Here is a 24,813-nt window from a genome sequence, read left to right on the forward strand (position 1 = left end):
GACGCCTTCAGCCCGTTGATCACCACGAAGCCGTGATCGGCGCCCTGATCGGCGGTGGTGAACGTCTTGCGATCGGCCCCCGCGGTCGAACCCGCACCGAACTCGAGCCCACCCGTCACCGGATCCCCCGCAGCGACCTGAGCCGCCGCCGCGTTCGCCGCAGCCTCGGTGGCGAACACCTGGAACTCCGCACCCGCAAGACGAGCATCCTCATCACCCTGCGCATGCTTGTTCACACGAGCCGTACCCCACAAAGACTCGGCCTGTACGTCGAACTCAGCGCTGTCGATGAAGACCTTCGCGGTGTTCGTGATCGTGCCGTCCGAAGGAATCGAGGTCACCGTCGTCGCGATGGTGAAATCGACCTGCGCGTTGTCGCCGGCGAGCCAGAGCTCGTCGTACCCCTGCGGGGTCAGCTCCATCGTGTAGACGTCGCCCGCGGGAGTGACCGTGAAGTCGGTGGGCGAGGTGAGCTGAACCGGTGCGCCCGCGGCTGAACGGATTGTCACCGTCGGTGCCGGAGAAGCCGCGTAGGCGAGTTCGGCGGGGAGCGTATCCACCACCCGGTAGTCGCTCACCGGCGAGAGGGGGATGTTGCCCGACACGGTCCAGGTGATGACATCGCCGAGTGCGTACGAGTCGGTGTCGTTCACCGTTTTCACCGCGGTCGTGGCTAGGTTCTTCGGGTACGCGTGCACGTCGTACCGGAACACGCCCGGCTCGGTCGTGGGCATCGGCAGCGTCACCAGGAACGGCTGTGCGCGCGTACTCACGTTCGCGGGAGCGTCGGTCTCTTCGACATAGAAGAGCCCCACGTTCAGCGAATCGAATACCAGCTCTCCGGGCACGCCGGCTGCTCCGGTCACACCGGTTCCCGCCGGGACGAGCGTATTCCCCGCGGTCGTGAATGAGCCGGGATTCGCAAGATAGGGCTGGATCAGCGCCCAGCCGGCATCGGTCTCGAGATCGACGGCGACCCCGCCGATCTCAGTGACCTCACGCACAGTGAAGGTCACCCCGTCGATCGGCAGCGCCCCTGCCGGCAGGCTGCCCGACGGCACCTCCGACCCGTCACCGGCGGCGCCTGAACTGGCCGGCTGCGACAGCTTATGAATCGTGAGACTCCGCGGCTCATCCGGATCGATGTTCGACGGCGCCGCGGACGCCGCAGACACCGCGACCCCCATCAGCGCGGTCGCCCCTAACACGACCGCCGCCACGGCGGCACTCAACCGCCTCGTAGTTCTCGACATGTGATGTTCCCTTCTTCCACCCGAGGGGGGATCCTTGCTTACGTACCAACTCAGTTCATAGATTCAGCAGGCGCCGACCCGTCCGCGTGCGGGCCCCGGCGTCGCCGGAGCACCGCCGCCAGCAGGCCGACGGCGACGATCAGGCCGCCCCAGGTGAGGATGCCGAGTACGGTCGCACCGCCCAGCACCGGCAGCGGGAACGCGAACCACTGGGGTGTCGTGAGCGTCACGCGGCACGCACCCGAGTCGCCCCCGCACCCCGTCGGTCGCACCACACCGTCGGTCGCGGTGTCGTCGCCGGGGGCGAAGCCGTTTGCGCTGTTCACGAATGACGCCGACGAGGTGCCGTGCCCCGTGCCGTCGAACACCCGCGCGAGCGAGAACTCCACCTGCGGGTTCGGGCCCGGTGCCGCCTCGGCCAACGGCCCGTTCGCCACCACGGCACCGCCCGCGACCACGCCTACCGCGACCGCCCATGCCACCGCCCGGCGCACCGGCAGCCGTGCTCGGTCGCGCCTCGGCAGCTGCGACGAACGCGATGAGTCCGCCCGGCGCGCACCGAAGAACGCTCCGCGACCCGCCCGCGAACGCGCAGCACCAACGCCCCCAGCCCGCATGGAGAGCCTCCTGATCGAAGAACGGTACGCCGACATCACCCCGATGCCGCGTCGCTCCCCTCAACGCACCCTCGACCCCGGATGGTTCTCACAGCGTATCCCCCGGTATCGGACAGGAGGCGCTATACCGGAGCAACAATCACCCTCGGGCGGCGTTTTTCACCCGCGGGCGCAGGTAGTCTCACCCTGCCGGCTCGTGCCCGGGTCGACTCAGCCGCGGAGCCGCGAGAGCGGCACCCACTTGATCTTGCCGTCGACCACGGTGAGCACGTCGCCCTCGTCGCCGATGCGCCCCTCCGAATCGCGCAGCGTCTCAACCTGCAGCGCTTTCGCGAACAGTCCCGTGGCGTGATCGAAGCGCAGCACCGCGGGATCGGCCCAGGCCGTCGCGGTGCCGTCCCACGGCAGGATCTGCCCGCGATTGTGCGACCGCGCCCTCGCCTGATCAGCGGTCGTGCACGCCGTTTCGCTGCGGGTGTAGGGCTGCAGCCCGTCGACCGCGGGCAGCGCCACGAGGTTGCGGTGGGCGTCGCTCGCGTGCAGCAGCCGCAGCCCGAGCACGGAGACGGGCGAGCCGCCCGCCCCTGCGCGGCTCATCACGAGTCGGTACCGACCGAACTGCTGCGGCGAGAGCACCTCGAGGGTCTTCTCCTCGTACGGCTGCCATTCGAGGCCGGAGCGCGTGTCGAGCGTGGCCCACGAGGCGCCGTCGTTCGAGCCCTCGAGGCGGAACTCGGCGGGGGCCGACCCGGGATCCCCGGCAGCCTGCAGCGCGTAGCGTGTCACCGTGCGCTGCTCGGGCAGCGACACCGAGAGCCACTCGCCGAGCGGCGGCGTGCCCGTCTGCCACGCGGGCAGGGCGGCGACGTCGATCCCGAGCTCCGCCGGCCGCGAGAACACCGTGAAGGCCGCCACCGCACCCTCGGGGGCGACGGTGGTCGAATCGGCGACCCGGTAGCCGCCGACGACCTCGGCGTCCATCGCGGGCGTCACGACCGGGTCGCCCTCGGTGAAGAGCGCGTCGGGCACCTCGGCGAAGTCGCTGCGCACCAACTCCTGGCCGTTGAGGCGCAGCCACCCGCGCCCCTGCTCGTCGGTGAAGCGCAGCGCGCTCTCGTCGAGGTAGTCGACCTCGCCGGGCGCCGGGCACGCGTCGGCGGGCGGCTCGGCCGAGACGCCGCAATCGTAGGAGGCGCCCGTCCAGCGAACGCGCTCGCCCGACTCGCAGCTCGGCACCGGGATGCCGAGCGCGCCGCCGATCTCGGTGCTCAGCGACAGCTGCGCAACGGGCAGCGGCGGCGCGACCGATCCGGCGCCCCCGCCCGCGGGCGTCGCCTCGACCGGGTCGTCGGCGAGGGGAGCCTCCTGCGCCGGGGTCTCCGCCGCGGGCGCATCCCGGGGTGGTTCGGGATCCGGGATCGCCGCACCGTCGCCGCCGGACACTGTGCAGGCGAGCGCTCCGTCGACCACAGCGAGGCCTTGCGCGCCTTCGGCGCCGCAGCTCTCGGCTGAGTATGCGACACCGGCCGTGACGGGGCCGCCGGAGCACTCCCACCCGCCCTCGGCCGTCGCGACGAGCGTGCGGCCCGCCGGGCACAGCATCAGACCCAGCGCGCCCGAATCGACGCGGAGACCCGATCCCTCGGCGAGGAGTGACGGGGAGACCGGAGCACCCGGCTCGCCGGGCGCCCCCGGCTGACCGGCCGCACCGGGGGGCCCGGCGGCGCCCGGCGCGCCGCTCGCTCCCGTCGGCCCTGCGGGCCCCGCAGGGCCGACGGCGCCGGGCGTGCCGGGAGCGCCGATCTCGCCCGCTTCGCCGCGTTCGCCGGCCGGGCCCTGGGCGCCCGGCGCCGACTGCGCGCTCAGCAGCGCGCCGAGAGCCTGAGGTAGCCAGATCACCATCGCGCCGCCGACCAGCAGGGCGACGGCCACGGCGCCGCCCGCGAACAAGACGCGTTTGCGTCGCTGGATGCGCTGCAGCTCGGCGAGGTCGCCGGGGCTGAAACCGACCGAGAGTCCGTCCACCTGCGTGTGGAGATCGCGTCGGGGATGCCGAGGGCCCGCGCCGGCCCACCGCCTCGTCACTGCGCCGAACCCGGCGGACGCGTCGCAACGACGCGGCGCATCATCGAAGGATCGGGCACGGGAACCTCATCGCGAAGGGATAGGGGGATACCGGGTCAACTCTAGCCTGAGACCGGGCGGGATGGCTTGCGGTCATCCAAGGACCTCTCCGAGCACGCGTCTGCCGGTATCGGGGCGCGACCCGAGCACGCGTTCTGCCGGTATCGGGGTGCGACCCGAGCGTGGTTCGACGCCGCCGAAGCCCCGCCTGTGTAACGTCCGGATAACGATGGTGATGTGATGAAACTCCTGATCAGACCGAAGTACACGGCTCTCCTCGGGCACGACGCGACCCCGCTCGCCTTGCAAGTCGCCCCCGAACGTTGTTAGCGTCGAAGCAGCGTCGAGTGCACATCTGATGCCGCTCGTCGCGCCCCTCGGATCGAATTCGCTGAGCTACGGCGAGCCGAAGGCAGGCGCGATGGCAGGTGGCCGGTGAGCATTCCGCAATACGATATCCGGCCTGTTGGGAGGCCGCGGTTCGAGCGAGCCGTTTTTCGGCGCCGCGTCGGCACTCCATAGCGGTGTGCCCGCGGTTCCGCGGTCCCCACGCCAGAGGGGTTGAAAAAGTGAACAGAACAACTGAACAGCCCGACAGGGCACTCGACGGCGCGCCCGCCATCGAGGTGGAGCGCGCCTACAAAGTATTCGGGCGCCGGCCCAAGGAGGTCGTGAAGCAGCTCAAGCAGGGCGCCTCCCGAGATGAGCTGCGCGCGCACGGGACCGCCGCCGTGATCGACGCGAGCTTCGAGGTGCGCAAGGGCGAGATCTTCGTCGTGATGGGCCTCTCGGGATCGGGCAAGTCCACGCTGATCCGCATGCTGAACGGCCTCAACCCGACCACCGACGGCTCCATCAAGGTGAACGGCAGCGAGGTCGTGGGGCGCAGCGCAGCCGAACTGCGCGAACTGCGCCGCGACCACATGTCGATGGTGTTCCAGCACTTCGCGCTGCTGCCCCACCGCACGGTGCTCGACAACGTCGCCTACGGCCTCGAGCTGCAGGGCGTCGCCCCGGCCGAGCGTCAGGAGCGGGCGCGCGGCTGGCTCGCACGCGTCGGCCTCGCCGGCTGGGAGCGCAGCTTCCCCGGCGAGCTCTCGGGGGGCATGCAGCAGCGCGTCGGCATCGCCCGCGCCCTCGCGGCCGACACCGACATCCTGCTCATGGACGAGGCCTTCTCGGCGCTCGATCCCCTGATCCGCCGTGAGATGCAGGAGCAGCTCATCGAGCTGCAGCAGGAGCTCGGCAAGACGATCGTGTTCATCACGCACGACCTCAACGAGGCCATGTTCCTGGGCGATCGCATCGCGGTGATGCGCGACGGCCGCATCGTGCAGGTGGGCACCCCCAACGACATCCTCACCGACCCGGCGAACGACTACGTGGCCCAGTTCGTGCAAGACGTGGATCGGGCGCGCGTGCTCACCGCCGGCGACGTCATGGAGCCGCCGCACGCCGTCGTCTTCGCATCGGCCGGCCCCCGCACGGCGCTCAAGACGATGCGCGACATGCAGACCTCGGCCTGCTTCGTCACCGACTCCGGGCGCAAGCTGCTCGGCGTGGTGCGCGACAAGGACGTGCTGCGGCAGGTGCGCGAGGGCAGCACCGATCTCACCGAACGACTGCGGCCGACTCCCTCGATCGTGAAGCGCGATCAGCTGATCGCCGACCTCTTCGAACTCGCCGTCGAGAGCCCGCTGCCGGTCGCCGTGACCGATGAGCAGGATCGCCTCATCGGCGTCGTACCGCGCGTGACCCTGCTGGCGGCGCTCGCCGACCTGCCGACCACCACGACCGAGATCCCGGTCATCGAACCCACCCCGGAGGTTCCCGCAGCCATGATCACGCAGACTCTCGAGGAGAGCGCGGTCGGCGCGCCCGGAGCACCGGTCGCGAGTGAGGAGGCGCACTGATGGACGGCTTCCGCATCCCCCTCGGCGGCTGGGTCGCCGACGCCCTCGATTGGTTCAAGGGCGCCTTCAAGTGGCTGCTCGACTTCGTCACCCTCGTCGTCGGCTGGCTCGTCGAAGGCCTCGCCGACGTGCTCGTCGCGATCCCGTTCGCGGCACTGATCCTGGTGTTCGCGCTGCTCGGCTGGCTCGTCCGCTCGTGGCAGCTCGCGGTCGGCACCGCCGTCACGATGCTGCTCATCGTCGCGATGGACCAGTGGGAGAACGCGATGCTCACGCTCGCGCTCGTGCTCGTCGCAGCCGTGATCGCCGTGATCATCGCGGTGCCCCTGGGTATCCTCGCCGCGCGCAGCGACCGGTTCAGCGCGGTGATCCGCCCCGTGCTCGACTTCATGCAGACCATGCCCTCGCTGGTGTACCTGATCCCCGCGGTCGTCTTCTTCAGCGTCGGCTTCGTGCCGGGCGTGTTCGCCACACTGCTGTTCTCACTGCCGCCGGGCGTGCGATTCACCGAGCTCGGCATCCGCGGCGTCGACTCCGAGACCGTCGAAGCCGGCCAGGCCTTCGGCGCGACCCCGGGAAAGATCCTGCGCGGCATCCAGCTGCCCCTCGCCACCCCCACCATCATGGCCGGCATCAACCAGGTCATCATGCTCGCCCTCTCGATGGCGGTCGTGGCGGGTATGGCCGGCGCGAACGGACTGGGCAAGGAGGTGGTGTCGGCGCTGTCGACCCTCAACATCGCGAAGGGCGTCGAGGCAGGCCTCAGCGTCGTGATCCTCGCCGTCTTCCTCGACCGCGTGACCGCCGCGCTCGGCAACCCCGCCGAATACAAGTCGTCGCTGCTCGGCGTGCTGCGCAAGCAGCGCAACGAGCGCACGCCCTCCCCCGCGTCCGTGCCGGCCGCGGCCCACTGACCCGCAAGACCACGAATGAACACGCGGGGCCGCAAGCCCCGTTCCGCGCCACCGGGCGCGGAGAGAAAGGAAACACGATGATCAAGCGCAAGCTCACCGGAATCCTCGCCCTCGGAGCGGCGGCCAGCCTCGCCCTCGTCGGCTGCTCGAGCGACGGCGGATCCGCGAACGGCGACGGCGGCGACAAGGGCACCATCACCCTCGGCTTCCTGCCCAGCTGGACCGACGGCCTCAGCACCGCCTACCTGCTCGAGAACCAGCTCGAGAAGCTCGGCTACGACGTCGAGATGGAGGAGCTCACCGAGGCGGCCGTGCTCTACACGGGCCTCGCCAACGGCGATATCGATGTGTACCCCTCGGCCTGGTCCGAGAAGACGCACGCCACCTACATGGAGCAGTACGGCGATCAGCTCGAGGATCTCGGCGCCTACTACGACAACGCCGTGCTCACCATCGCGGTGCCCGAGTACATGGACGACGTGAACTCGATCGAGGATCTCGTCGGCCAGGCCGACCGCTTCGACGGCGAGATCATCGGCATCGAGCCGAGCGCGGGCCTGACCGAGCAGACCGAGACCGTCATGATGCCCGAGTACGGCCTCGACGGCGACTACTCGCTCGTCACCTCGTCGACCGCGACGATGCTCGCCACGCTGCAGGAGAAGATCGACAACGAGGAGGACGTCGTCGTCACGCTGTGGCGCCCCTTCTGGGCGAACGACGCCTTCCCCGTGAAGGATCTCGAGGATCCGAAGGGCGCCATGGGCGAGCCCGAGGCCCTGCACTTCCTCGCCACGGGCGGCTTCTCGGAGCAGTACCCCGAGGCGGCCGAGCTCATCGAGAGCATCCAGCTCGACGACGCCGCCTACGGTTCGCTCGAAGCGCTCGTGACGGGCGACGAGTACGAGGGTGACCCCGAGGGCGCCGTCGAGGCGTGGCTCGCCGAGCACCCTGACGCCTTCCCCGGCCTCATCGCCGACTAGTCGTCCTCACGGCCCCCGGCGCAGCGCCTGCGCCGGGGCCGGCGAACACCGAGGAGCCCCGCTCCGTTGCACCGCCGTTTCGGCGGGGCAGCGGAACGGGGCTCCTCTGCTCTGCGTGGACGGCGGACCCTGCACCGGCTCGGGCCCGCGCACCCGTGAGGGCCGTCCGTCAGTCGAGTGAGAACCCGCGCCGTCGCACCTGCTCGCGCAGATGCCTCCTGAGGCTGGCGGCGCCCAGGTGCTCGGGGTTGCTGCAGCGCCGCGCGGTGTGCTCGCACCAGCCGTAGCGATCCTCGTCGTCCGCATCCAGCTCGGGATCGCCGCCCGCCGGCACGTGCCGGCCCCGATAGATGCCGCGCGCGATCGTCGCCCGGTCGTAGGCCTCGAGCGCCTCGTCGAGACGTTCGGCCGAGTAGCGCTCCCGATGCACCGTCGCCTCCACCGGCAGTCTCGGCTTGACCCCTCGCCCGGAGTCTCGTGGGCTCCCGAGCGCCAGCCCGACGACGGCGAACACCCCACGGGGAAGGGCGAGCTCCGCCGCGACCGCGTCGGGCTCGTTGCGCACCGAACCGATCGGCACGCCGGCGAGGCCGACCGACTCCGCCGCGGTCAGGGCGTTCTGCATGCAGAGCGCCGCATCGACGGATGCGAGCAGGAACATCTCGAGCGTGTCCGCGGCGAACGGCTGCCCTTGGCGCTCGCACACTGCTCGGAGCCGGAAGATGTCGGCGCAGAAGACGAGCATCACCGGGGCTTCGCGCACGCACCGCTGGTCGCCGACGAGTTCGGCCAGCCTGTTCTTGCGCTCGACATCGCGGACGACGACGATGCTGTACGCCTGCAGGTTCGAGGAGGTGGGTGCGCTGCGCGCCGCCGTGAGGATCGCGGTCAGCGCCTGCTCCCCCAGCGGTTCGGCGGTGAAGCTTCGGCGAGACTCGTGCGCTGCGATCGTGCGCATCGTCTCGCTCGCCCAGGCGCTCGGCAGCTCGATCCCCTCGAGCTCGAATCGGTTCTGGATCCCGCCGTGTCCGCTCATCGCGCGAGGCCCTCGATCACCGCAGCGCTGAAGTCGTCGGTCGTGGCGCGGCCGCCGAGATCCGCCGTGCGGGGCCCGTGCTCGATCGCCGACGAGCGGCGACAACGAGGCGGTGCTGCTGCACGTCGCCGAGTTCGCGCTGCGGCTCGACACCGCTCGCGACGCGACACTCGACGTCGAAGCGGCCCCTCACGATTCGCTGAACCGCGAGCGTCTGCACGACGAGCTCACCGCCTGCAACACCGCGCTGGGCGCGCTGGCAGCCGAACTGAGGGATCGCCTCAGCGTGGCGAAACGATCCGCCGCGAACCGGGGCGATGCCGCGGCCCGGGCCGTGGCGTAGCCTCCCGGAGCCGAGACCGCTAGAATGGGCCCCATGCGCCTGTACTTCTTCATCTAAGGGTTCGCCTCGCAAGCGACCCCTGACACGCACCGCTGCCGTGCGGCGATCCGCCGCACCCGGTGCTCGATGAAGAAAGAACCTCAATGCCGCACGCATCACCCATGCCCGCGCGCGCCCAGATCACGGCGCGCGACCTCACCATCCACCGCGGGGGCTCCCCCGTCATCAGAGGCCTCGACCTGACCGTCGACGAGCGCTCGAGCATCGCCGTCGTCGGCGAGAACGGGCGCGGCAAGTCGACGCTGCTCGCCCTGCTCGCGGGCGCCCCCGACGCGGTCCCGCCCTCCGCCGGCACCGTGAGCCGGATGGGGCGGATCGGCTTCGCCGAGCAGGAGATGCCCGTCGACGCCGAGCGCACCGTCGGCGACGCCATCGCCTTCGCGATCGCCGACTCCCTCGCCGGCCTCGCCGAACTCGACCGCGCCGCCGCAGAGCTCGCCGAGGGGCGCACGGCGGCCGAGCACGCCTACACGGCGGCCCTCGACGCCGCAACCGCACTCGACGCGTGGGACGCCGAACGCCGCGTCACGATCGCGCTCGAGGCCCTGCAGGCCGAGACCGACCGGGCGCGACCGCTGCGAGAGCTCTCGGTCGGCCAGCGCTACCGGGTGCGGCTCGCGTGTCTGCTGGGCGGCGACGCCCGGATCCTGCTGCTCGACGAGCCCACCAACCACCTCGATGGCGCGTCGCTCGAGTTCCTCACCGAGAGCCTGCGCATGCGACCGGGCGGCTTCGTCGTGGTGAGCCACGACCGTCAGCTGCTGCGAGACGTCGGCTGCACCTTTCTCGACCTCGACCCGAGCTCCGACGGCCGCCCCCGCGCGTACGGCGGCGGCTACGACGGCTACCGGCAGGGGAAGGCGGCTGACCGCGCCCGCTGGGAGCAGGAGCACGCCGCTCAACTCGACGCCGAGGCGAGGCTCGCCGTCGACCTCGAAGCGGCCCGCCAGCGACTCGTGAGCGGGTGGAGACCGCCGAAGGGAACGGGTAAGCACCAGCGGGCGACCCGCGCGGCGGGTCTCGTCACGAGCGTCAAACGCAGGCAGGCCGACCTCGACGCGCACACCGTCGAGGTGCCCGAACCCCCCGCGCGCCTCATGCCGCCCGAGTACCGCGTGCGGTTGCGCGGCACACTGCTGGCGGCCGAGGAAGCGACGCTCGAGCCGCGGCTGCGGCAGCCCGTCAGCTGCTCGCTGCGAGCCGGCGGCCGCCTACTCGTGCGTGGCCCGAACGGCGCCGGCAAGTCGACGCTGCTCGGGCTGTTGGCGGGTGAGCTGCAGCCCGACGGCGGAACCGTGCGGCGGCGGGACGGCGCGACGATCGAGCTGCTCGCGCAGGAGAGCGAGCTCCCCGGATCCCGCAGCGCCGATGCGCTGTACCGTTCTCGCGCCGAGCTGCTCGTGCAGCGCGGCGCGCTCCCGGCCTCTCGGGTCGCGCCCCTCGGCTCGCTCGGCCTGGTCGGGGCCGCTGAGCGCCGCAAGCGGGTCGGCGAGCTCTCGGTCGGTCAGCAGCGCCGCCTCGATCTCGCGTTGCGGCTGCTCGCTCAGCCGGACGTGCTGATCCTCGACGAGCCGACGAACCATCTCTCGCTCGCCCTCGTCGACGAGCTCACCGAGGCCCTCGACGGGCTGGACGCCGCGGTGATCGTGTCGACGCACGACCGGGGCATGCTGAACGATCTCGCGGAGTGGCCGACGGTCGAGCTCGCGGGGGCCTGATGCGCCGCGCGGCGCCCCGACGCGCTCCGGGGCTTCGTCAGCCGCGGCTGGAGCTTCGGACCCGGCCCGTGTTTCGGAGCTCACCCGTGTTTCGGAGCGGAACCGGCGATTCCATCCGAGACACGGCTGGAGCTCCGAAACACGGGTGAGCTCCGAAACGCGGGGCGCCGCGCGGCAGCGAAGCCCGGACCGGCGATCGGCGCCGACCCCTCGCGCGACGGCTGCCGGGTGCGTAGGATCGGGCGTGACGCAGCACCGAGCAGCGAGGGTTCGCTGCGAGAAGCCGAGCAGAGGAGCCCACCGTGATCGAGCAGTTCCCCGTTCCGCAGATCGTCGAACGTCCCGAGCAGCATCTCGCGGTCGTGCGCGAGAGGGTCGCGTTCGACGCGCTGCGCGAGCTGTACGACCGCGCCTACCCGCAGATCTTCGGCGCCCTCGCCCGGGCGGGCGTGGCGCCCGTCTCGGCGCCCATGGGCGTGACGCACGGGGAGCCGGATGCCGAACTCGACCTCTCGGTCGCGGTACCGGTCGCTCAGCCGTTCTCTCCCGACGGCCCGGTCGGCGCCGAGACCCTGCCCGCGGGGCGCGCCGCGACGCTGCTGGTGAAGGGCGACTATGCGCTGCTGCCCGCCGCCTACGAGCACCTCTTCGCGTGGATCTCGGAGCAGGGACTCGCCCCGACGGGGATCTCCTGGGAGCAGTACCTCACGGAGCCGGAGCCGGGAGGCGATCCCGCCGAGAACGAGACGCTGATCGGAGTCGCGCTGCAGGCCTGAGAAGGGGCGCGGCGACGGCGCGTCCGGGCCGCGCGCCGGACGAGCCGCGGTCGAAACGCTCCGATAGACTGATCGGGTTGACCATCAGGCACCAAGATCGGCAACGCCGATCGACCACGCGGTGCCGCCCATAGCGAAGACGGAGCCCTGCATGAGCGCGATCCCCGACAAGCCGAAACTCGAAGGCCTCGAAGAGAAGTGGGGCCCGGTATGGGAGGAGCAGGGTACCTACCGCTTCGACCGCGACGGCGCCGAGCGGGCCGAGGTCTACAGCATCGACACTCCCCCGCCCACCGCCTCGGGTTCACTGCACGTCGGCCACGTGTTCTCGTACACGCACACCGACACGGTCGCCCGCTACCAGCGCATGCAGGGCAAGCGCGTCTTCTATCCGATGGGCTGGGACGACAACGGCCTGCCCACCGAGCGCCGCGTGCAGAACTACTACGGCGTGCGCTGCGATCCGTCGCTGCCCTACGTCGAGGGCTTCGTGCCCCCGCACGAGGGCGGTGACGGCAAGAGCTTGAAGGCGGCGGATCAGCAGCCCATCTCGCGCCGCAACTTCATCGAGCTGTGCGAGAGGCTGACCGTCGAAGACGAGAAGCAGTTCGAGGATCTGTGGCGCACGCTCGGACTGTCGGTCGACTGGACCCAGACCTACCGCACCATCGGCGAGGAGTCGCTGCGGGCGTCGCAGCTCGCGTTCGTCCGCAACGTCGAGCGGGGCGAGGCCTACCAGGCGCAGGCTCCCACGCTGTGGGACGTGACCTTCCGCACCGCGGTGGCCCAGGCCGAGCTCGAGGACCGGGATCAGCCCAGCGCGTACCACACGCTCGCCTTCCACCGCACCGACGGCGGCGGCGACATCCTCATCGACACCACCCGCCCCGAGCTGCTCGCGGCCTGCGTGGCCCTCGTGGCGCACCCCGACGACGAGCGCTACCGGCCCCTCTTCGGGCAGACCGTGCGCACGCCGCTCTTCGACGTCGAGGTGCCGATCGTCGCGCACCACCTCGCGCAGCAGGACAAGGGCACCGGCATCGCCATGATCTGCACCTTCGGCGACGTCACCGACGTGATCTGGTGGCGCGAGCTCGACCTGCCGAACCGGGCCATCCTCGGCTTCGACGGACGGGTGATCTCGGAGGCGCCCGAGGAGATCACGAGCGAGCGGGGCCGCGAGGCCTACGCCCAGATCGCGGGCAAGACCGTGTTCAGCGCGAAGGCCGCGGTCGTCGAGGCGCTGCAGGCCTCGGGCGAGCTCGTCGGCGAGATCCGTAAGATCAACCACCCGGTCAAGTTCTTCGAGAAGGGCGACAAGCCCCTCGAGATCGTCTCGACCCGCCAGTGGTACATCAAGAACGGCGCCCGCGACGAGCAGTTGCGCGAGCGTCTGCTCGCGCACGGCCGCGAGCTCGACTGGCACCCCGACTTCATGCGCGTGCGCTACGAGAACTGGGTCGAGGGTCTCTCGGGCGACTGGCTCATCTCGCGCCAGCGCTTCTTCGGCGTGCCGATCCCGGTCTGGTACCCGCTCGATGCCGAGGGCAACCCCGTGTTCGACCGGCCGATCCTGCCGTCCGAGGACCAGCTGCCGGTCGACCCGTCGAGCGACGCGCCCGCGGGCTACTCCGAGGATCAGCGGGGCGTGCCCGGCGGCTTCCAGGGCGAGGTCGACGTGATGGACACCTGGGCGACCTCGTCGCTCACGCCGCAGCTCGCCGGCGGCTGGGAGCGGGATCCCGAGCTCTTCGACCTCGTGTACCCCTACAGCCTGCGCCCCCAGGGCCAGGACATCATCCGCACCTGGCTCTTCTCGACGCTGCTGCGCTCCGAGCTCGAGGCCGGGCAGCTGCCGTGGAAGAACGCCGGCATCTCGGGCTGGATCCTCGATCCCGATCGCAAGAAGATGTCGAAGTCGAAGGGCAACGTGGTGACCCCCGCCGGCCTGCTCGAGCAGCACGGCTCCGACGCGGTGCGCTACTGGGCGGCCTCTGCGAAGCTGGGCACCGACGCCGCGTTCGACCCGCAGAACCCCACGCAGATCAAGATCGGCCGCCGGCTCGCCATCAAACTGCTCAACGCGGCGAAGTTCACGCTCTCGTTCGACGACTCGGGCGCCGGCACGGTCACCGAGGCGCTCGACCGCTCCATGCTCGCCGGGCTCGCCCGCGTGATCGAGGGCGCCACCCGCGCGTTCGAGGCGTACGACCACGCGCGCGCGCTCGAGCTCACCGAGTCGTTCTTCTGGACGTTCTGCGACGACTACCTCGAGCTCGTCAAGGAGCGCGCGCACAACGGCGAAGGCCAGCCCCAGGCGTCGGCCGTGACGGCGCTGCGCACCGCGCTCTCGGTCTTCGTGCGGCTGCTCGCCCCGTTCCTGCCCTACGCCGCCGAAGAGGTCTGGTCGTGGTTCGGCGAGGGATCGGTGCACCGCGCAGCCTGGCCGCTCGCCGCCGAGGCCGGCGATCTCGCCGGCGCCGACGCCGACGCCGAATTGCTGAGCCTCGTGGGCGGCGCCCTCGTGGGCGTGCGCGGCGCGAAGACGGCCGCGAAGGCCTCCCAGCGCACGCCGGTCACGCTCGCCGTGGTGCAGGCGCCCGCCGAGACGCGCGATCGCCTCGCCCTCGCCGCCGACGACCTCGCCGCGGTGGGCCGCATCGCCGAGCTGCGCATCGAGGCCGCCGAGGTCGACGCCGTGACGGTGGCGCAGATCGAGCTCGAGCAGGCCGAGGCCTGATCATGCAGCTGGGGGCGCGCTGGCGGGTGGGCGATCCGCCCCACCGCAGCGTGCCCCCGGCACTGCACGCGACGATCGCCGCGCAGCAGGCCGAGCACCCCGAGGCCTCCTCATGGACGCTCACCTGGCTCGAGGGGCGGCCCCGCTGCGCGCTCGAGCACGCGGTGATCGTGACCCTCGATGCCGCCGGGCGGCCGCTGGTGCTCGACGGCGCCGATCCGGCCTCTGACCGGGCATCGGCATCTGAAGACGACGAAGACGAAGACGACGACTGGCTGCTCTGAAGGGCGATGACATGACCCCCCGCGAACCCCTGCACCTCCCCCGCACGCGTGCGATGGCGGCCGCCGTGCTGGCCGCGCTGCTCACCGTCTCGCTCGCCTCCTGCGCGCCCGAGACCGACGACATCGCCGGCGCGAAGACCAAGGATCAGCTCGCCTCGGGCGAAGCCTCCGAGGATCAGGGCCAGCGCGCAGAGATCCCCGACGAGGCGTCGCAGAAGAAGACCGAGCTGCCCGAGAGCTTCCCCACCGACCGATTCGAGCTGCCCCGGGGAGCGGTCATCGACGACGCGGGCGAGCGCAGCGCGGGCGACTGGTTCGTGGTGCTGCGAGCGAAAGACGCGTCGACCGCCGCGACGCAGTGGACCGAGGTCATCGAGACCGGCGGCTTCGAGGTGTCGGATCAGCAGGGCGGCGTGGAGCGCGACGCCTCTGCGACACTGCAGGGTTCGGGGCTCGACGTGTTCGCCCTCATGCTGCCGCAGGACGACGGCTCGGTGCTGCTCAGCTACGACATCACCTCGTCCGGCAGCTGAGTGTCAGAACGCGCGACGCCCGGCGCGTCGCGCGCTTTCGCCGCCCGGCACGTTCCGCGCTTTCGCGGCCGCGGCGCCTTAGGCGCTCTCGCGGCCCCGGCGCGACTGCAGCACCCGCGGCGCCGCGTCGCCCAGCACCGACTCCCGGGTGACGATCACCTTCGTGACGTCGCCGTCGGAGGGCACCTCGAACATCACCGGCCCGAGCAGGCTCTCGAGAATGGCGCGCAAGCCTCGGGCGCCCGTCTTGCGTGCGACGGCCTGCTCGGCGATCGCCTCGAGCGCGGCGTCTTCGAATTCGAGGTCGACGCCGTCGATCTCGAACATGCGCTGGTACTGCTTGACGAGCGCGTTGCGGGGCTCGGTGAGGATGCGGGTGAGCGCCGACACGTCGAGCGGGTCGACCGTGGCCACGACGGGCAGGCGGCCGATGAACTCGGGGATGAGGCCGAACTTGTGCAGGTCTTCGGGCTGCACCTCGGCGAACAGACGATCGTCGTCGCGCTTGCTCGCGACCGGCGAGCCGAAGCCGATGCCGCCCTTGCCGAGCCGGGAGCCGATGATCTCTTCGAGGCCCGCGAAGGCGCCGGCGACGATGAAGAGGATGTTGGTGGTGTCGAGCTGCAGGAACTCTTGATTGGGGTGCTTGCGGCCCCCCTGCGGCGGGATCGAGGCGACGGTGCCCTCGAGGATCTTGAGCAGCGCCTGCTGCACGCCCTCGCCCGAGACGTCGCGGGTGATCGAGGGGTTCTCGGCCTTGCGCGAGATCTTGTCGATCTCGTCGATGTAGATGATGCCGGTCTCGGCGCGCTGCACGTCGAAGTCTGCGGCCTGCAGCAGCTTCAGCAGGATGTTCTCGACGTCTTCGCCGACATAGCCCGCCTCGGTGAGTGCCGTTGCGTCGGCGACGGCGAAGGGTACACCCAGCTGACGCGCGAGGGACTGGGCGAGGTAGGTCTTGCCGCAGCCCGTGGGGCCGATCAGCAGGATGTTCGACTTGGCGATCTCGACCTGCTCGGATGCCGTATCGGCGCTCGTGAGGGCAGAGGCGGCGCGCACCCGCTTGTAGTGGTTGTAGACGGCCACGGCGAGCGACTGCTTGGCCCGATCTTGACCGATCACGTACTCGTCGAGGAACTCGGCGATCTCGCGGGGCTTGTGCAGCGTGAAATCTGAGGGCTCGGCGCTCTGGTGCTCGGCCATGCGCTCTTCGATGATCTCGTTGCAGAGCGCGACGCACTCGTCGCAGATGTAGATCTGCGGGCCGGCGATGAGCTGCTGCACCTGCTTCTGCGACTTGCCGCAGAAGGAGCACTTGAGCAGCTCGCTGCTTTCGCCGATTCTCGCCATGCGGGGGCTCCTTCACACTCGAACGGAAACGAGACACTCAGAGACTATCCGGGACCACTGACATTCACGGGTGGGGCGCGCCGTGGCGGGCCCCTCGAGGGGCCTGCCGGCCGCAGCACGAGGGCTGCGGCCGGCGATCCTTCGACTACTGGGAGATGACCGGCTGCGGGTTCTTGCGGCTGGTCAGCACCTGATCCACGAGCCCGTACTCGAGGGCCTCCTGGGCGCTGAGGATCTTGTCGCGATCGATGTCGCGGTTGACCTCCTCGATGCTGCGCTTCGAGTGCTTCGAGAGGGTCTCCTCGAGCCACTCGCGCATGCGGAGGATCTCGCGGGCCTGGATCTCGATGTCCGAAGCCTGCCCGTGGCCCGCCTGACCGGTCGAGGGCTGGTGGATCAGCACGCGCGCGTTGGGCAGCGCCAGCCGCTTGCCCGGCGTGCCGCCCGCGAGCAGCACGGCAGCGGCCGAGGCCGCCTGCCCGAGGCACACCGTCTGCACGTGCGGACGAATGTACTGCATCGTGTCGTAGATCGCCGTCATCGCGGTGAACGAACCGCCCGGCGAGTTGATGTACATGGTGATGTCGCGCTCGGGATCCTGGCTCTCGAGCACGAGCAGCTGGGCCATCACGTCGTCGGCCGACGCGTCGTCCACCTGCACGCCGAGGAAGATGATGCGATCCTCGAAGAGCTTGGCGTAGGGGTCCTGGCGCTTGTACCCGTAGGCGGTGCGCTCCTCGAAGGAGGGCAGCACGTAGCGGGAGCTGGGCATCTCGATCTTCATATGACCTTCGTTCACTTTCTCTCGCGCCTACCGGTTCGTGCCGCCGCCGCCGACCACGTCGGCCGCCGAGTCGCGGATGAAATCGACGAAGCCGTACTCGAGCGCCTCATCAGCGGTGAACCAGCGGTCGCGATCGCCGTCCTCGTTGATCTGCTCGACCGTCTTGCCGGTCTGCGCCGCCGTGATCTCGGCGAGGCGGTTCTTCATCGACGTGATGAGCTGGGCCTGCGTCTGGATGTCGCTCGCGGTGCCGCCGAAGCCGCCGTGCGGCTGATGCAGCAGCACGCGCGCGTTCGGGGTGATGTACCGCTTGCCCCGCGTGCCCGCGGTCAGCAGGAACTGCCCCATCGAGGCGGCCATACCGATGCCCACGGTGACGATGTCGTTCGGCACGAACGACATCGTGTCGTAGATCGCCATGCCCGCGGTGATCGAGCCGCCGGGCGAGTTGATGTAGAGGTAGATGTCGGCCTCGGGATCCTCGGCGGCGAGCAGCAGGATCTTCGCGCAGATCTCATTCGCGTTGTCGTCGCGAACCTCTGATCCGAGCCAGATGATGCGATCCTTCAGCAGGCGTTCGAACACGCTGTTCGGTGGCGTCTGTTCTGCCATTCGGTGCTCCTTCGTAGTTGCTTGATTCGAGCGTATCGACTCGATCCGGATCCGGTGGCCGTGTTCGCCCTAGGCGTGTTCGGGCGCAGAGACGGAAAACCCCCGGGCCGCTGGTGAACAGCCGCCCGGGGGAATCCGCACATCACCGCGTTGCGATGAGCGACGCGTTACTTCTCGTCGGCCTCCTCGGCCGCCTCGACGATCTCCTCGGCCTCTTCGACGACCTCGGCCGCAGCCTCGTCCTCGGAGTCGACCGCGGTGAACTCGCTCAGATCGACGGCGTTGCCGGACCGGTCGACGACCTTGGCCTTGCCGAGCGCGATGGCGAGGGCCTTGTTGCGGGTGACCTCGCCCAGGATGACGCCCATCTGGTTGCCCTGGCTGATCGCCTGCAGGAACTGCGTGGGCTCCATGCCGTACTGCTGCGCCGACTGGAAGATGTACTGCGACAGCTCGTTCTGCGTGGGCGTGACGCCCTCGGCCTCGACGATCGCGTCGAGCAGCAGCTGCAGCTGGATCTGCTGCTCGGCCGACTTGCGCACCTCGGCGCGGTGCTCGTCGTCGTCCAGGCGGCCCTCGCCCTCGAGGTGGCGGTGCACCTCGTCCTCGACGAGTTCCTCGGAGACCGGGATGCCGGCCTGCTCGATGAGAGTCTCGGTGAAGAGGTCGCGAGCCTGCTGGCCCTGCGCGAAGACCGAAGCGCGGCCCACCTGATCCTTCAGGCTCTCGCGCAGCTCGGCGATGGTGTCGAACTCGCTCGCCAGCTGGGCGAACTCGTCGTCGGCCTCGGGAAGCTCGCGCTCCTTGACGGCGGTGAGGGTGACCTCGACCTCGGCGTCCTGCCCCTCGTGCTCGCCGCCCAGCAGCTGCGAGGTGAAGGTGGTGGACTCGCCCGCGGTGAGGGTCTCGATGGCCTCATCGGTGCCGGCGAGCAGGTTGCCCGCGCCGACCTCGTACGACACGCCGCTCGCCTGATCGACCTCGTTGCCGTCGATCTTGGCGGTGAGATCGAGCTCGACGAAGTCGCCCTGCTTGGCCGGGCGGTCGACCGTCACGAGGGTGCCGAAGCGCTCGCGCAGCTTGGTCAGCTCGGCTTCGACCGCCTCGTCGTCGATCTCGGCGTCGTCGACGGTCAGCTCGATGCCGTCGTACTCGGGCAGGGTGAACTCGGGGCGCACCTCGACCTCGAAGACCAGCACGAGGGTGCTCTCCGGATCCTGCGCGTCGAGCCACTTCTCGACGTCGGCGGTGGGGCGGCCCATGGGGCGCTCATCGGCCTCGGCGAGAGCGGCCTGGTAGAAGTCGTCGAGCGAGGCGTTGACGGCCTCCTGCACGACGGCCTCGCGGCCGACGCGCTGGTCGATGATCGGCGCGGGCACCTTGCCCTTGCGGAAACCGGGGATCGAGACCTGCTCGGCGATGGTCTTGTACGCCTGCTTGAGGTACGGCTCCAGTTCGTCGAGCGTGACCTCGACGCTCAGCTTGGCGCGGGTCGGAGTGAGCTTCTCAGCGGTCGTCTTCGGCAATTTGGCCTCTCATCGTCGGAATGTCGTGCTGCTTCTCGGGCCGGGTGACCCTGGTCGGGGCGACAGGATTCGAACCTGCGACCTCCCGCTCCCAAAGCGGGCGCTCTAGCCAAGCTGAGCTACGCCCCGAAACCGGCAGGTTTCACGGTCGAGACGCGCGAAAGCGCGCAACCCGAGCAAGTCTAGCCGAATCTGCCCGGGAACATGCATCCCCGCGATGGGAGGGAGCGCCCGGCGGAACGCGGGATCCGGCCGCCTCCGGGCGCGCCCTTGACGCGCCCGGTCCTCGCGGGTAGACCGGAGGAAGGGGTGAGAATCATGCGAGTCCTTCAGGACCGGATCGAGGCCGGCCGTCTGCTCGGCGAGCGGCTCGCGGAGGAGTACGCCGGCACCGACGCCGTGGTGCTCGGGCTGCCCCGGGGCGGGGTGCCCGTGGCCGCCGAGGTCGCCCGCAGGATCCGGGCGCCGCTCGACGTGCTGGTCGTGCGCAAGCTCGGGGTGCCGCACCACGAGGAGGTGGCGATGGGCGCCGTCGGCGAGGAGGGCGCGATCGTGCGCAACACCGGGGTGCTCGGATCGGCGGGTGTCTCCGCGGTCGAGTTCGAGCGCTCCGAGAGGCGCGAACGGGCCGAGGTGGCGCAGCGCATCTGGCGCTTCCGAGGCGGGCGGGAGCCGGTGCCGCTCGACGGGCGCACCGCGATCGTCGTCGACGACGGCATGGCGACGGGCGCGACGGCGGCCGTCGGGTGCCGGATCGCGCGGGCGCGCGGGGCGGCGCGGGTGGTGCTGGCGGTTCCGGTGGCGCCGCCCGATGCCCTCGCGGTCTTCGACGCGGCAGACGAGGTCGTCTGCCTGTCTGCTCCGGCGGGGTTCATGGCGGTCGGCCAGTACTACGTCGACTTCGCGCAGGTCGAGGACGAGGAGGTCGTGCGGCTGCTGGGCGAGGCCCGGGAGCAGCCTTAGACCCCGAAGCGCCGACTCCGAGGCGCCGACTCCGAAGCCTCGACAGCCCCCATCCGCACCGATCGACGTTCAAGCACCTCGAACGGCGAGAACCGGGTGCTCGAGCGTCGATCGGTGCTCGGAGAAGCGCCTCGGCGGCGGTGCCGGGTGCTCGGGGGCCCGACGGCGCCGAAACACGAAACCCTCCACCGAAGTGGAGGGTTTCTGCGGAGGGGCTGACGGGAATCGAACCCCGGCCGGCCGCTTGGGGCAACGCGCCAGCGTTGCGCGGCCACGCCGCTGGCGCCGCCCTCGGCGCCAGTTCCGGGTTCTCGAAGATTCCCGACGGCGCCGAAACACGAAACCCTCCACCGAAGTGGAGGGTTTCTGCGGAGGGGCTGACGGGAATCGAACCCGCGTAACCAGTTTGGAAGACTGGGGCTCTACCATTGAGCTACAGCCCCGAGCTGCGAGCAGCACGGGTGTGCCGGAGCACCTCACCGATCATAGTGCATGGCGGGCGGCGCTTCGCACATCCGGGTCACGGCGCGCGCGTCGCGCTGCGGTGGTGCTCGGTGTAGTCGGCGTAGACCTCGGCGTTCTGCCGCACGGCCTCGCGGTCGGCGTCGCGCAGCTCGCGCACGACGCGGCCCGGGATGCCGGAGACGAGCGAGTGCGGCGGGATCACGGTCGACTGGGGCACGAGCGCGCCGGCCGCGATGAGGGATCCCTCCCCCACCACCACGCCGCTGAGCACGGTGGAGTTCATGCCGATGAGGCAGCCGTTCTCGATCACCGCGCCGTGCACGACGGCGTTGTGCCCGATCGAGACGTCGTCGCCGATGAGCGCCGCCCCGCCGTCGCCGCGCTGCGTGTGGATGACGACCCCGTCCTGCACGTTGCTGCGCGCGCCGATGCGCACGGAGTTCGAGTCGCCGCGCACGACGGCGTTGTACCAGATGCTCGACTGCTCGCCCACCACGACGTCGCCGACGACCGCGGCACCGGGCGCGATCCACGCCGAAGGGTGCACACGGGGAGCGCCGTAGGGCTCGACCGGGATGATGCTGCCGTGGTGGTCGGGGTGCTGCTCGCCCATCGCGTCCTCCTTCGGATAGCAGAAAGCCCTCACCGTGCAGGTGAGGGCTTGTTTGCTCCCCCGGCTGGGCTCGAACCAGCGACATCCTGATTAACAGTCAAGCGCTCTGCCAACTGAGCTACAGGGGATCATTGCCGCAGCAACCCCTCTATGTTAGCAAGCGCGATTGTGGCGGTGCAAATCGGTGCGGGGCCCCCGGGCGAGGCGCGTCGAGCCGCTACTCCTCGGCGATCTCGTCGTACGCGGTGGCCCGCAGCGCCTGCGCGAGCTGCTGAACGTAGCCGTGATCCGCGTGCCTGAAGATCTCGTTGATGTCGCCCTGCCCCACGACGCGGCCGTGCTGCATGACGAGCACCTCCTGCACGAGCGCCTCGAGCATGCCGATGTCGTGGCTGATGAGCAGCATGGTGGCGTCGGTGCGCTCGCGGTACCAGCGCAGCAACTCGACGATCTTGGGCCGGTTGTTGGCGTCGACGCCGAGCGTGGGCTCATCGGCGATGAGGAGCGCCGGATCGAGCATGAGCGAGCGCATCACGGCGACGCGCTGGCGCTGGCCCTTCGAGAGCTCGTAGGGGTACTCCTGCAGTTTCGCGAGCGGCAGGGCGACGATGTCCATCATCTCGGCGATGCGCTCGCCGAGCGCTTCGCGATCGAAGTGCTTGCTGCGCTCGACGATGGGTTCGAAGAGGATGTCGCCCACGTTGAGCTCGGGGGTGAGCGTCGCCCCTGCATCCTGTGCCAGGTGGCCGACGTACGCGGTGAGCCGCGAACGGGTGCGGCGGCTGAGGCGCCGCATGGGCACGTCGAACACCGTGGCGGCGCCGCCGGTGAGCTTGATGCGGGCGGCCTTCTCGCCCGCATCGGCGGCGCGGCCGGCGAGGAACCGGGTGAGCGTGGACTTGCCGGATCCGCTCTCGCCGAGCAGCGCGACGACCTCCCCGCGGGCGACCTCGAAGCTCACCCCCTCGACTGCTTGGAACTCGCGCCCGCCGGCGTGAGCCGGGTAGGCGAGCGAGAGGTCGGAGACCTGTACCGTCGGGTCGGCGTCGAGTACCGGGTGTGCCATGGTTGACGATCCTACTCCTCGCGCAGCCCCCGACGCGCCGCTTCGAGCGCGACGAGCTGCTGCTGGATGCGTCGCGCCCCGGGATCCGAGGCGTCGCCGATGCGCTGATGACGCGCGAGCAGCTCCTGCTTGAGGGCGAGCAGATCTCGGTCGAGCAGCGAGATCACCACGTCGCGGGCGTAGGCCGCGATGAGTTCGGGCCTGCGCTGCGGCATGGGGGCGATCGCGAGCTCGCGCGCGAGCCCGCGGTGACTCTCGGGGGCGGACTCGAGCACGGTGTCGAGCCAGGCCGGCGTCCCGAGGGCGGGCAGCGCCGTGGCGATCGCGTCGCGCACGACCCGCAGGTTCGGCTCGCGCACCTGGGCCGTGACGGCCTGCTGCAGCAGATCCGAGCCGACGGCCTCGCCCTGCTGCAGCATCGCCATGAGCGCGTCGCGCTCGAGCCAGGTCGTGGGGGCGTTGCGCAGCGAGGAGAGGCCGATGCGGGGGCGCTCCGGCTCGGGCGGTGCGTCGCCCCAGGGCTGCTGGGGCGCGGGCTGGGGCCCGGATTCGCCGCGGCCGCGCGGGTTCCGCTCCACCGTGCGCACCGCCTGCTGCACCTCCGCGAGCTCGCTGCCGAGCATTCGGGCGAGCTCGCGCGTGTAGCCCGGGCGCAGGGAGGGGTCCTTGATCTCGGCGATGATGGGCGCGGCGGCGCGCAGCGCGTTCACCCGGCCCTCGACGCTGTTGAGGTCGAAGCGCGCGACCGCCTGGCGCAGCGCGAACTCGAAGAGCGGCGTCTTGCGGGTGAAGAGCTCGCGCACCGCCTCGTCGCCGCGGTGCAGCCGCAGGTCGCAGGGATCGAGGCCCCCGGGGGCGACGGCCACGTAGGTCTGCGCCGTGAACCGCTTCTCCTCGCTGAACGCCCGCAGCGCGGCCTTCTGCCCTGCCTCGTCGGGGTCGAACGTGAACACGACCTCGGCAGCGGCGTCGTCGCCCATGATGCGGCGCAGCACCGCGATGTGATCCTTGCCGAACGCCGTGCCACAGGTCGCGACCGCGGCCTCCTCGCCCGCGAGATGGCAGGCCATCACGTCGGTGTAGCCCTCGACCACGACCGCGCGCTTGCCTCGCGAGATCGCCTTCTTGGCGAGGTCGAGCCCGTACAGCACCTGAGACTTGTGGTAGACGGGCGACTCGGGCGTGTTGAGGTACTTCGGCCCATTGTCGTCGTCGTAGAGCTTGCGGGCGCCGAAACCGAGGGTCTGGCCGCTCGTGTCGCGGATCGGCCACACCACGCGCCCGCGGAAGCGGTCGTATACCCCGCGCTGGCCCTCGGAGACGAGGCCGGCCTGCGAGAGCTCCTGAGGTGTGAAACCCTGCTTCCGCAGGTGGTCGGTGAGGTGGTTCCAGCCGCGGGGCGCGTAGCCGACGCCGAAGCGCTCGCAGGCCGCGGGGTCGAAGCCGCGCTGCGAGAGGAACTCGCGCCCCGCCGCACCCTCCTCGCTCGCGAGCTGGGAGACGTAGAACGCGGCGGCCGCCTGGTTCGCCGCGAGCAGCCGGGCCCGGTTCGGTCCGTCCTGGCGCCGCTCGCCGCCCTCCTCGTAGGTGAGCACGTAGTGGATGCGGGCCGCGAGGCGCTCGACCGACTCGGAGAAGGTCAGGTGATCCATCCGCTGCAGGAAGGTGAAGGCGTCACCGGACTCGCCGCAGCCGAAGCAGTGGTAGTAGCCGAGCGCCGGCCGCACGTGGAAGCTGGGGCTGCGCTCGTCGTGGAAGGGGCAGAGGCCCTTCATCGAGTCGATTCCGGCGTTCTTCAGGGTGACGTAGTCTCCCACGAGATCGGCGAGATTGGTGCGGCGCTTCACTTCCTCGATGTCGCTCGCCCGGATCCGCCCTGCCATAGTGTCAGAGTCTAGTCTCGCCGGCCGCTTCGGGTCTCGCGCGACCGTCGCGGGACCGTCGAAGCCTCGTCACGGCGGCGCCACGTCGGCACCCGGCGCTAGGTGTAGTTCCTTGGGACGTTGTGAACGCGTAGCAGACTAAAGAAGACCTCCGGCAGGATGTGGGTTACCACACACACGTCCTCAACCGGAGGTCTTCATGCCCCACGCTAACGCACCCCTCACCCCTATCGGCAGACAACGTCTCGCAGTATTGA

Annotated in this window: 21 protein-coding genes and 3 tRNA genes; 10 read left to right on the plus strand and 14 right to left on the minus strand. The window is 70.4% G+C overall.

Annotated elements, in window-relative coordinates; genetic code table 11:
- The 3 genes from H490_RS31775 to H490_RS32550 all read right to left on the minus strand — a co-directional run.
- Positions 1-1,220: SpaH/EbpB family LPXTG-anchored major pilin (locus H490_RS31775; RefSeq protein ID WP_238560346.1), on the minus strand; the 1,220-nt coding region annotated here is incomplete at its 3' end.
- A gap of 83 nt (positions 1,221-1,303) precedes the next feature.
- Entirely contained in the window at positions 1,304-1,735 is a 432-nt protein-coding gene (locus tag H490_RS27430) for a hypothetical protein (protein WP_128386880.1), read from the minus strand.
- Positions 1,736-2,080: 345 nt separating this feature from the next.
- Positions 2,081-3,895 (minus strand): hypothetical protein, encoded by a 1,815-nt coding sequence (locus H490_RS32550; protein WP_017884714.1) that lies wholly within the window; start codon positions 3,893-3,895, stop codon positions 2,081-2,083.
- Positions 3,896-4,563: 668 nt separating this feature from the next.
- Between H490_RS32550 and H490_RS27440 the strand changes: the two genes are divergently transcribed.
- The 3 genes from H490_RS27440 to H490_RS27450 all read left to right on the plus strand — a co-directional run bounded on the left by H490_RS27440 (position 4,564) and on the right by H490_RS27450 (position 7,804).
- The gene (locus H490_RS27440) at positions 4,564-5,907 is read left to right on the plus strand and encodes a quaternary amine ABC transporter ATP-binding protein (RefSeq protein WP_051066209.1); all 1,344 of its coding nucleotides are present in this window, start codon (positions 4,564-4,566) and stop codon (positions 5,905-5,907) included.
- Positions 5,907-6,821, plus strand: a complete 915-nt coding sequence (locus H490_RS27445) for an ABC transporter permease (protein ID WP_017884716.1) — start codon at positions 5,907-5,909, stop codon at positions 6,819-6,821. Before H490_RS27440 ends, H490_RS27445 begins: the two co-directional genes overlap by 1 nt.
- Before the next feature lie 77 nt (positions 6,822-6,898).
- Positions 6,899-7,804 (plus strand): glycine betaine ABC transporter substrate-binding protein, encoded by a 906-nt coding sequence (locus tag H490_RS27450; RefSeq protein ID WP_017884717.1) that lies wholly within the window; start codon positions 6,899-6,901, stop codon positions 7,802-7,804.
- A gap of 169 nt (positions 7,805-7,973) precedes the next feature.
- On the opposite strand, the gene H490_RS27455 is transcribed toward H490_RS27450, so the two are convergent.
- The gene (locus H490_RS27455; protein WP_017884718.1) at positions 7,974-8,840 is read right to left on the minus strand and encodes an NADPH-dependent oxidoreductase; all 867 of its coding nucleotides are present in this window, start codon (positions 8,838-8,840) and stop codon (positions 7,974-7,976) included.
- Between the two features lie 112 nt (positions 8,841-8,952).
- Between H490_RS27455 and H490_RS27460 the strand changes: the two genes are divergently transcribed.
- From H490_RS27460 to H490_RS27485, 6 genes are all read left to right on the plus strand, one after another.
- On the plus strand, positions 8,953-9,183 hold the full coding sequence (locus H490_RS27460; protein ID WP_017884719.1) for a hypothetical protein: 231 nt from the start codon (positions 8,953-8,955) through the stop codon (positions 9,181-9,183).
- Positions 9,184-9,344: 161 nt separating this feature from the next.
- Positions 9,345-10,961, plus strand: a complete 1,617-nt coding sequence (locus tag H490_RS27465) for an ABC-F family ATP-binding cassette domain-containing protein (protein ID WP_017884720.1) — start codon at positions 9,345-9,347, stop codon at positions 10,959-10,961.
- Between the two features lie 302 nt (positions 10,962-11,263).
- A complete protein-coding gene (locus tag H490_RS27470; RefSeq protein WP_017884721.1) occupies positions 11,264-11,737 on the plus strand; it encodes a GyrI-like domain-containing protein in 474 nt (157 codons plus the stop codon).
- Positions 11,738-11,888: 151 nt separating this feature from the next.
- Positions 11,889-14,477: a valine--tRNA ligase gene (valS, locus tag H490_RS27475; RefSeq protein ID WP_017884722.1), complete on the plus strand. Its 2,589-nt coding sequence runs from the start codon at positions 11,889-11,891 to the stop codon at positions 14,475-14,477.
- A 2-nt stretch (positions 14,478-14,479) separates the two neighbouring features.
- Complete coding sequence (locus H490_RS27480; RefSeq protein WP_017884723.1) at positions 14,480-14,761, plus strand: hypothetical protein; 282 nt, start codon at positions 14,480-14,482, stop codon at positions 14,759-14,761.
- An 11-nt stretch (positions 14,762-14,772) separates the two neighbouring features.
- Positions 14,773-15,294 (plus strand): hypothetical protein, encoded by a 522-nt coding sequence (locus tag H490_RS27485; RefSeq protein WP_017884724.1) that lies wholly within the window; start codon positions 14,773-14,775, stop codon positions 15,292-15,294.
- A 78-nt stretch (positions 15,295-15,372) separates the two neighbouring features.
- On the opposite strand, the gene clpX is transcribed toward H490_RS27485, so the two are convergent.
- The 5 genes from clpX to H490_RS27510 all read right to left on the minus strand — a co-directional run bounded on the left by clpX (position 15,373) and on the right by H490_RS27510 (position 19,695).
- A complete protein-coding gene (gene clpX, locus H490_RS27490) occupies positions 15,373-16,644 on the minus strand; it encodes an ATP-dependent Clp protease ATP-binding subunit ClpX (protein WP_017884725.1) in 1,272 nt (423 codons plus the stop codon).
- Between the two features lie 145 nt (positions 16,645-16,789).
- Entirely contained in the window at positions 16,790-17,428 is a 639-nt protein-coding gene (locus H490_RS27495) for an ATP-dependent Clp protease proteolytic subunit (RefSeq protein ID WP_017884726.1), read from the minus strand.
- A gap of 27 nt (positions 17,429-17,455) precedes the next feature.
- Positions 17,456-18,076, minus strand: a complete 621-nt coding sequence (locus H490_RS27500) for an ATP-dependent Clp protease proteolytic subunit (protein WP_228407375.1) — start codon at positions 18,074-18,076, stop codon at positions 17,456-17,458.
- 131 nt (positions 18,077-18,207) lie between these two features.
- Positions 18,208-19,566: a trigger factor gene (tig, locus tag H490_RS27505; RefSeq protein ID WP_017884728.1), complete on the minus strand. Its 1,359-nt coding sequence runs from the start codon at positions 19,564-19,566 to the stop codon at positions 18,208-18,210.
- Positions 19,567-19,617: 51 nt separating this feature from the next.
- A tRNA-Pro gene (locus H490_RS27510) sits at positions 19,618-19,695 on the minus strand.
- A gap of 189 nt (positions 19,696-19,884) precedes the next feature.
- Here H490_RS27510 and H490_RS27515 point away from each other — a divergent pair.
- Positions 19,885-20,529, plus strand: a complete 645-nt coding sequence (locus H490_RS27515; protein ID WP_017884729.1) for a phosphoribosyltransferase — start codon at positions 19,885-19,887, stop codon at positions 20,527-20,529.
- A gap of 372 nt (positions 20,530-20,901) precedes the next feature.
- Here the strand turns inward: H490_RS27515 and H490_RS27520 are convergent.
- The 5 genes from H490_RS27520 to dnaG all read right to left on the minus strand — a co-directional run bounded on the left by H490_RS27520 (position 20,902) and on the right by dnaG (position 24,556).
- Positions 20,902-20,972, minus strand: a tRNA-Gly gene (locus H490_RS27520).
- Positions 20,973-21,049: 77 nt separating this feature from the next.
- Positions 21,050-21,607 carry a gamma carbonic anhydrase family protein gene (locus H490_RS27525; protein WP_017884730.1) on the minus strand — a complete coding sequence of 186 codons (558 nt, stop codon included), beginning with the start codon at positions 21,605-21,607 and terminating at the stop codon, positions 21,050-21,052.
- Between the two features lie 55 nt (positions 21,608-21,662).
- A tRNA-Asn gene (locus tag H490_RS27530) sits at positions 21,663-21,735 on the minus strand.
- An 89-nt stretch (positions 21,736-21,824) separates the two neighbouring features.
- Positions 21,825-22,673, minus strand: a complete 849-nt coding sequence (locus tag H490_RS27535) for an ABC transporter ATP-binding protein (protein WP_017884731.1) — start codon at positions 22,671-22,673, stop codon at positions 21,825-21,827.
- An 11-nt stretch (positions 22,674-22,684) separates the two neighbouring features.
- The gene (dnaG, locus tag H490_RS27540; protein ID WP_017884732.1) at positions 22,685-24,556 is read right to left on the minus strand and encodes a DNA primase; all 1,872 of its coding nucleotides are present in this window, start codon (positions 24,554-24,556) and stop codon (positions 22,685-22,687) included.
- Positions 24,557-24,813: the final 257 nt, after the last annotated feature.

The organism is Leucobacter sp. UCD-THU (assembly GCF_000349545.1).
Taxonomy (GTDB): domain Bacteria; phylum Actinomycetota; class Actinomycetes; order Actinomycetales; family Microbacteriaceae; genus Leucobacter; species Leucobacter muris.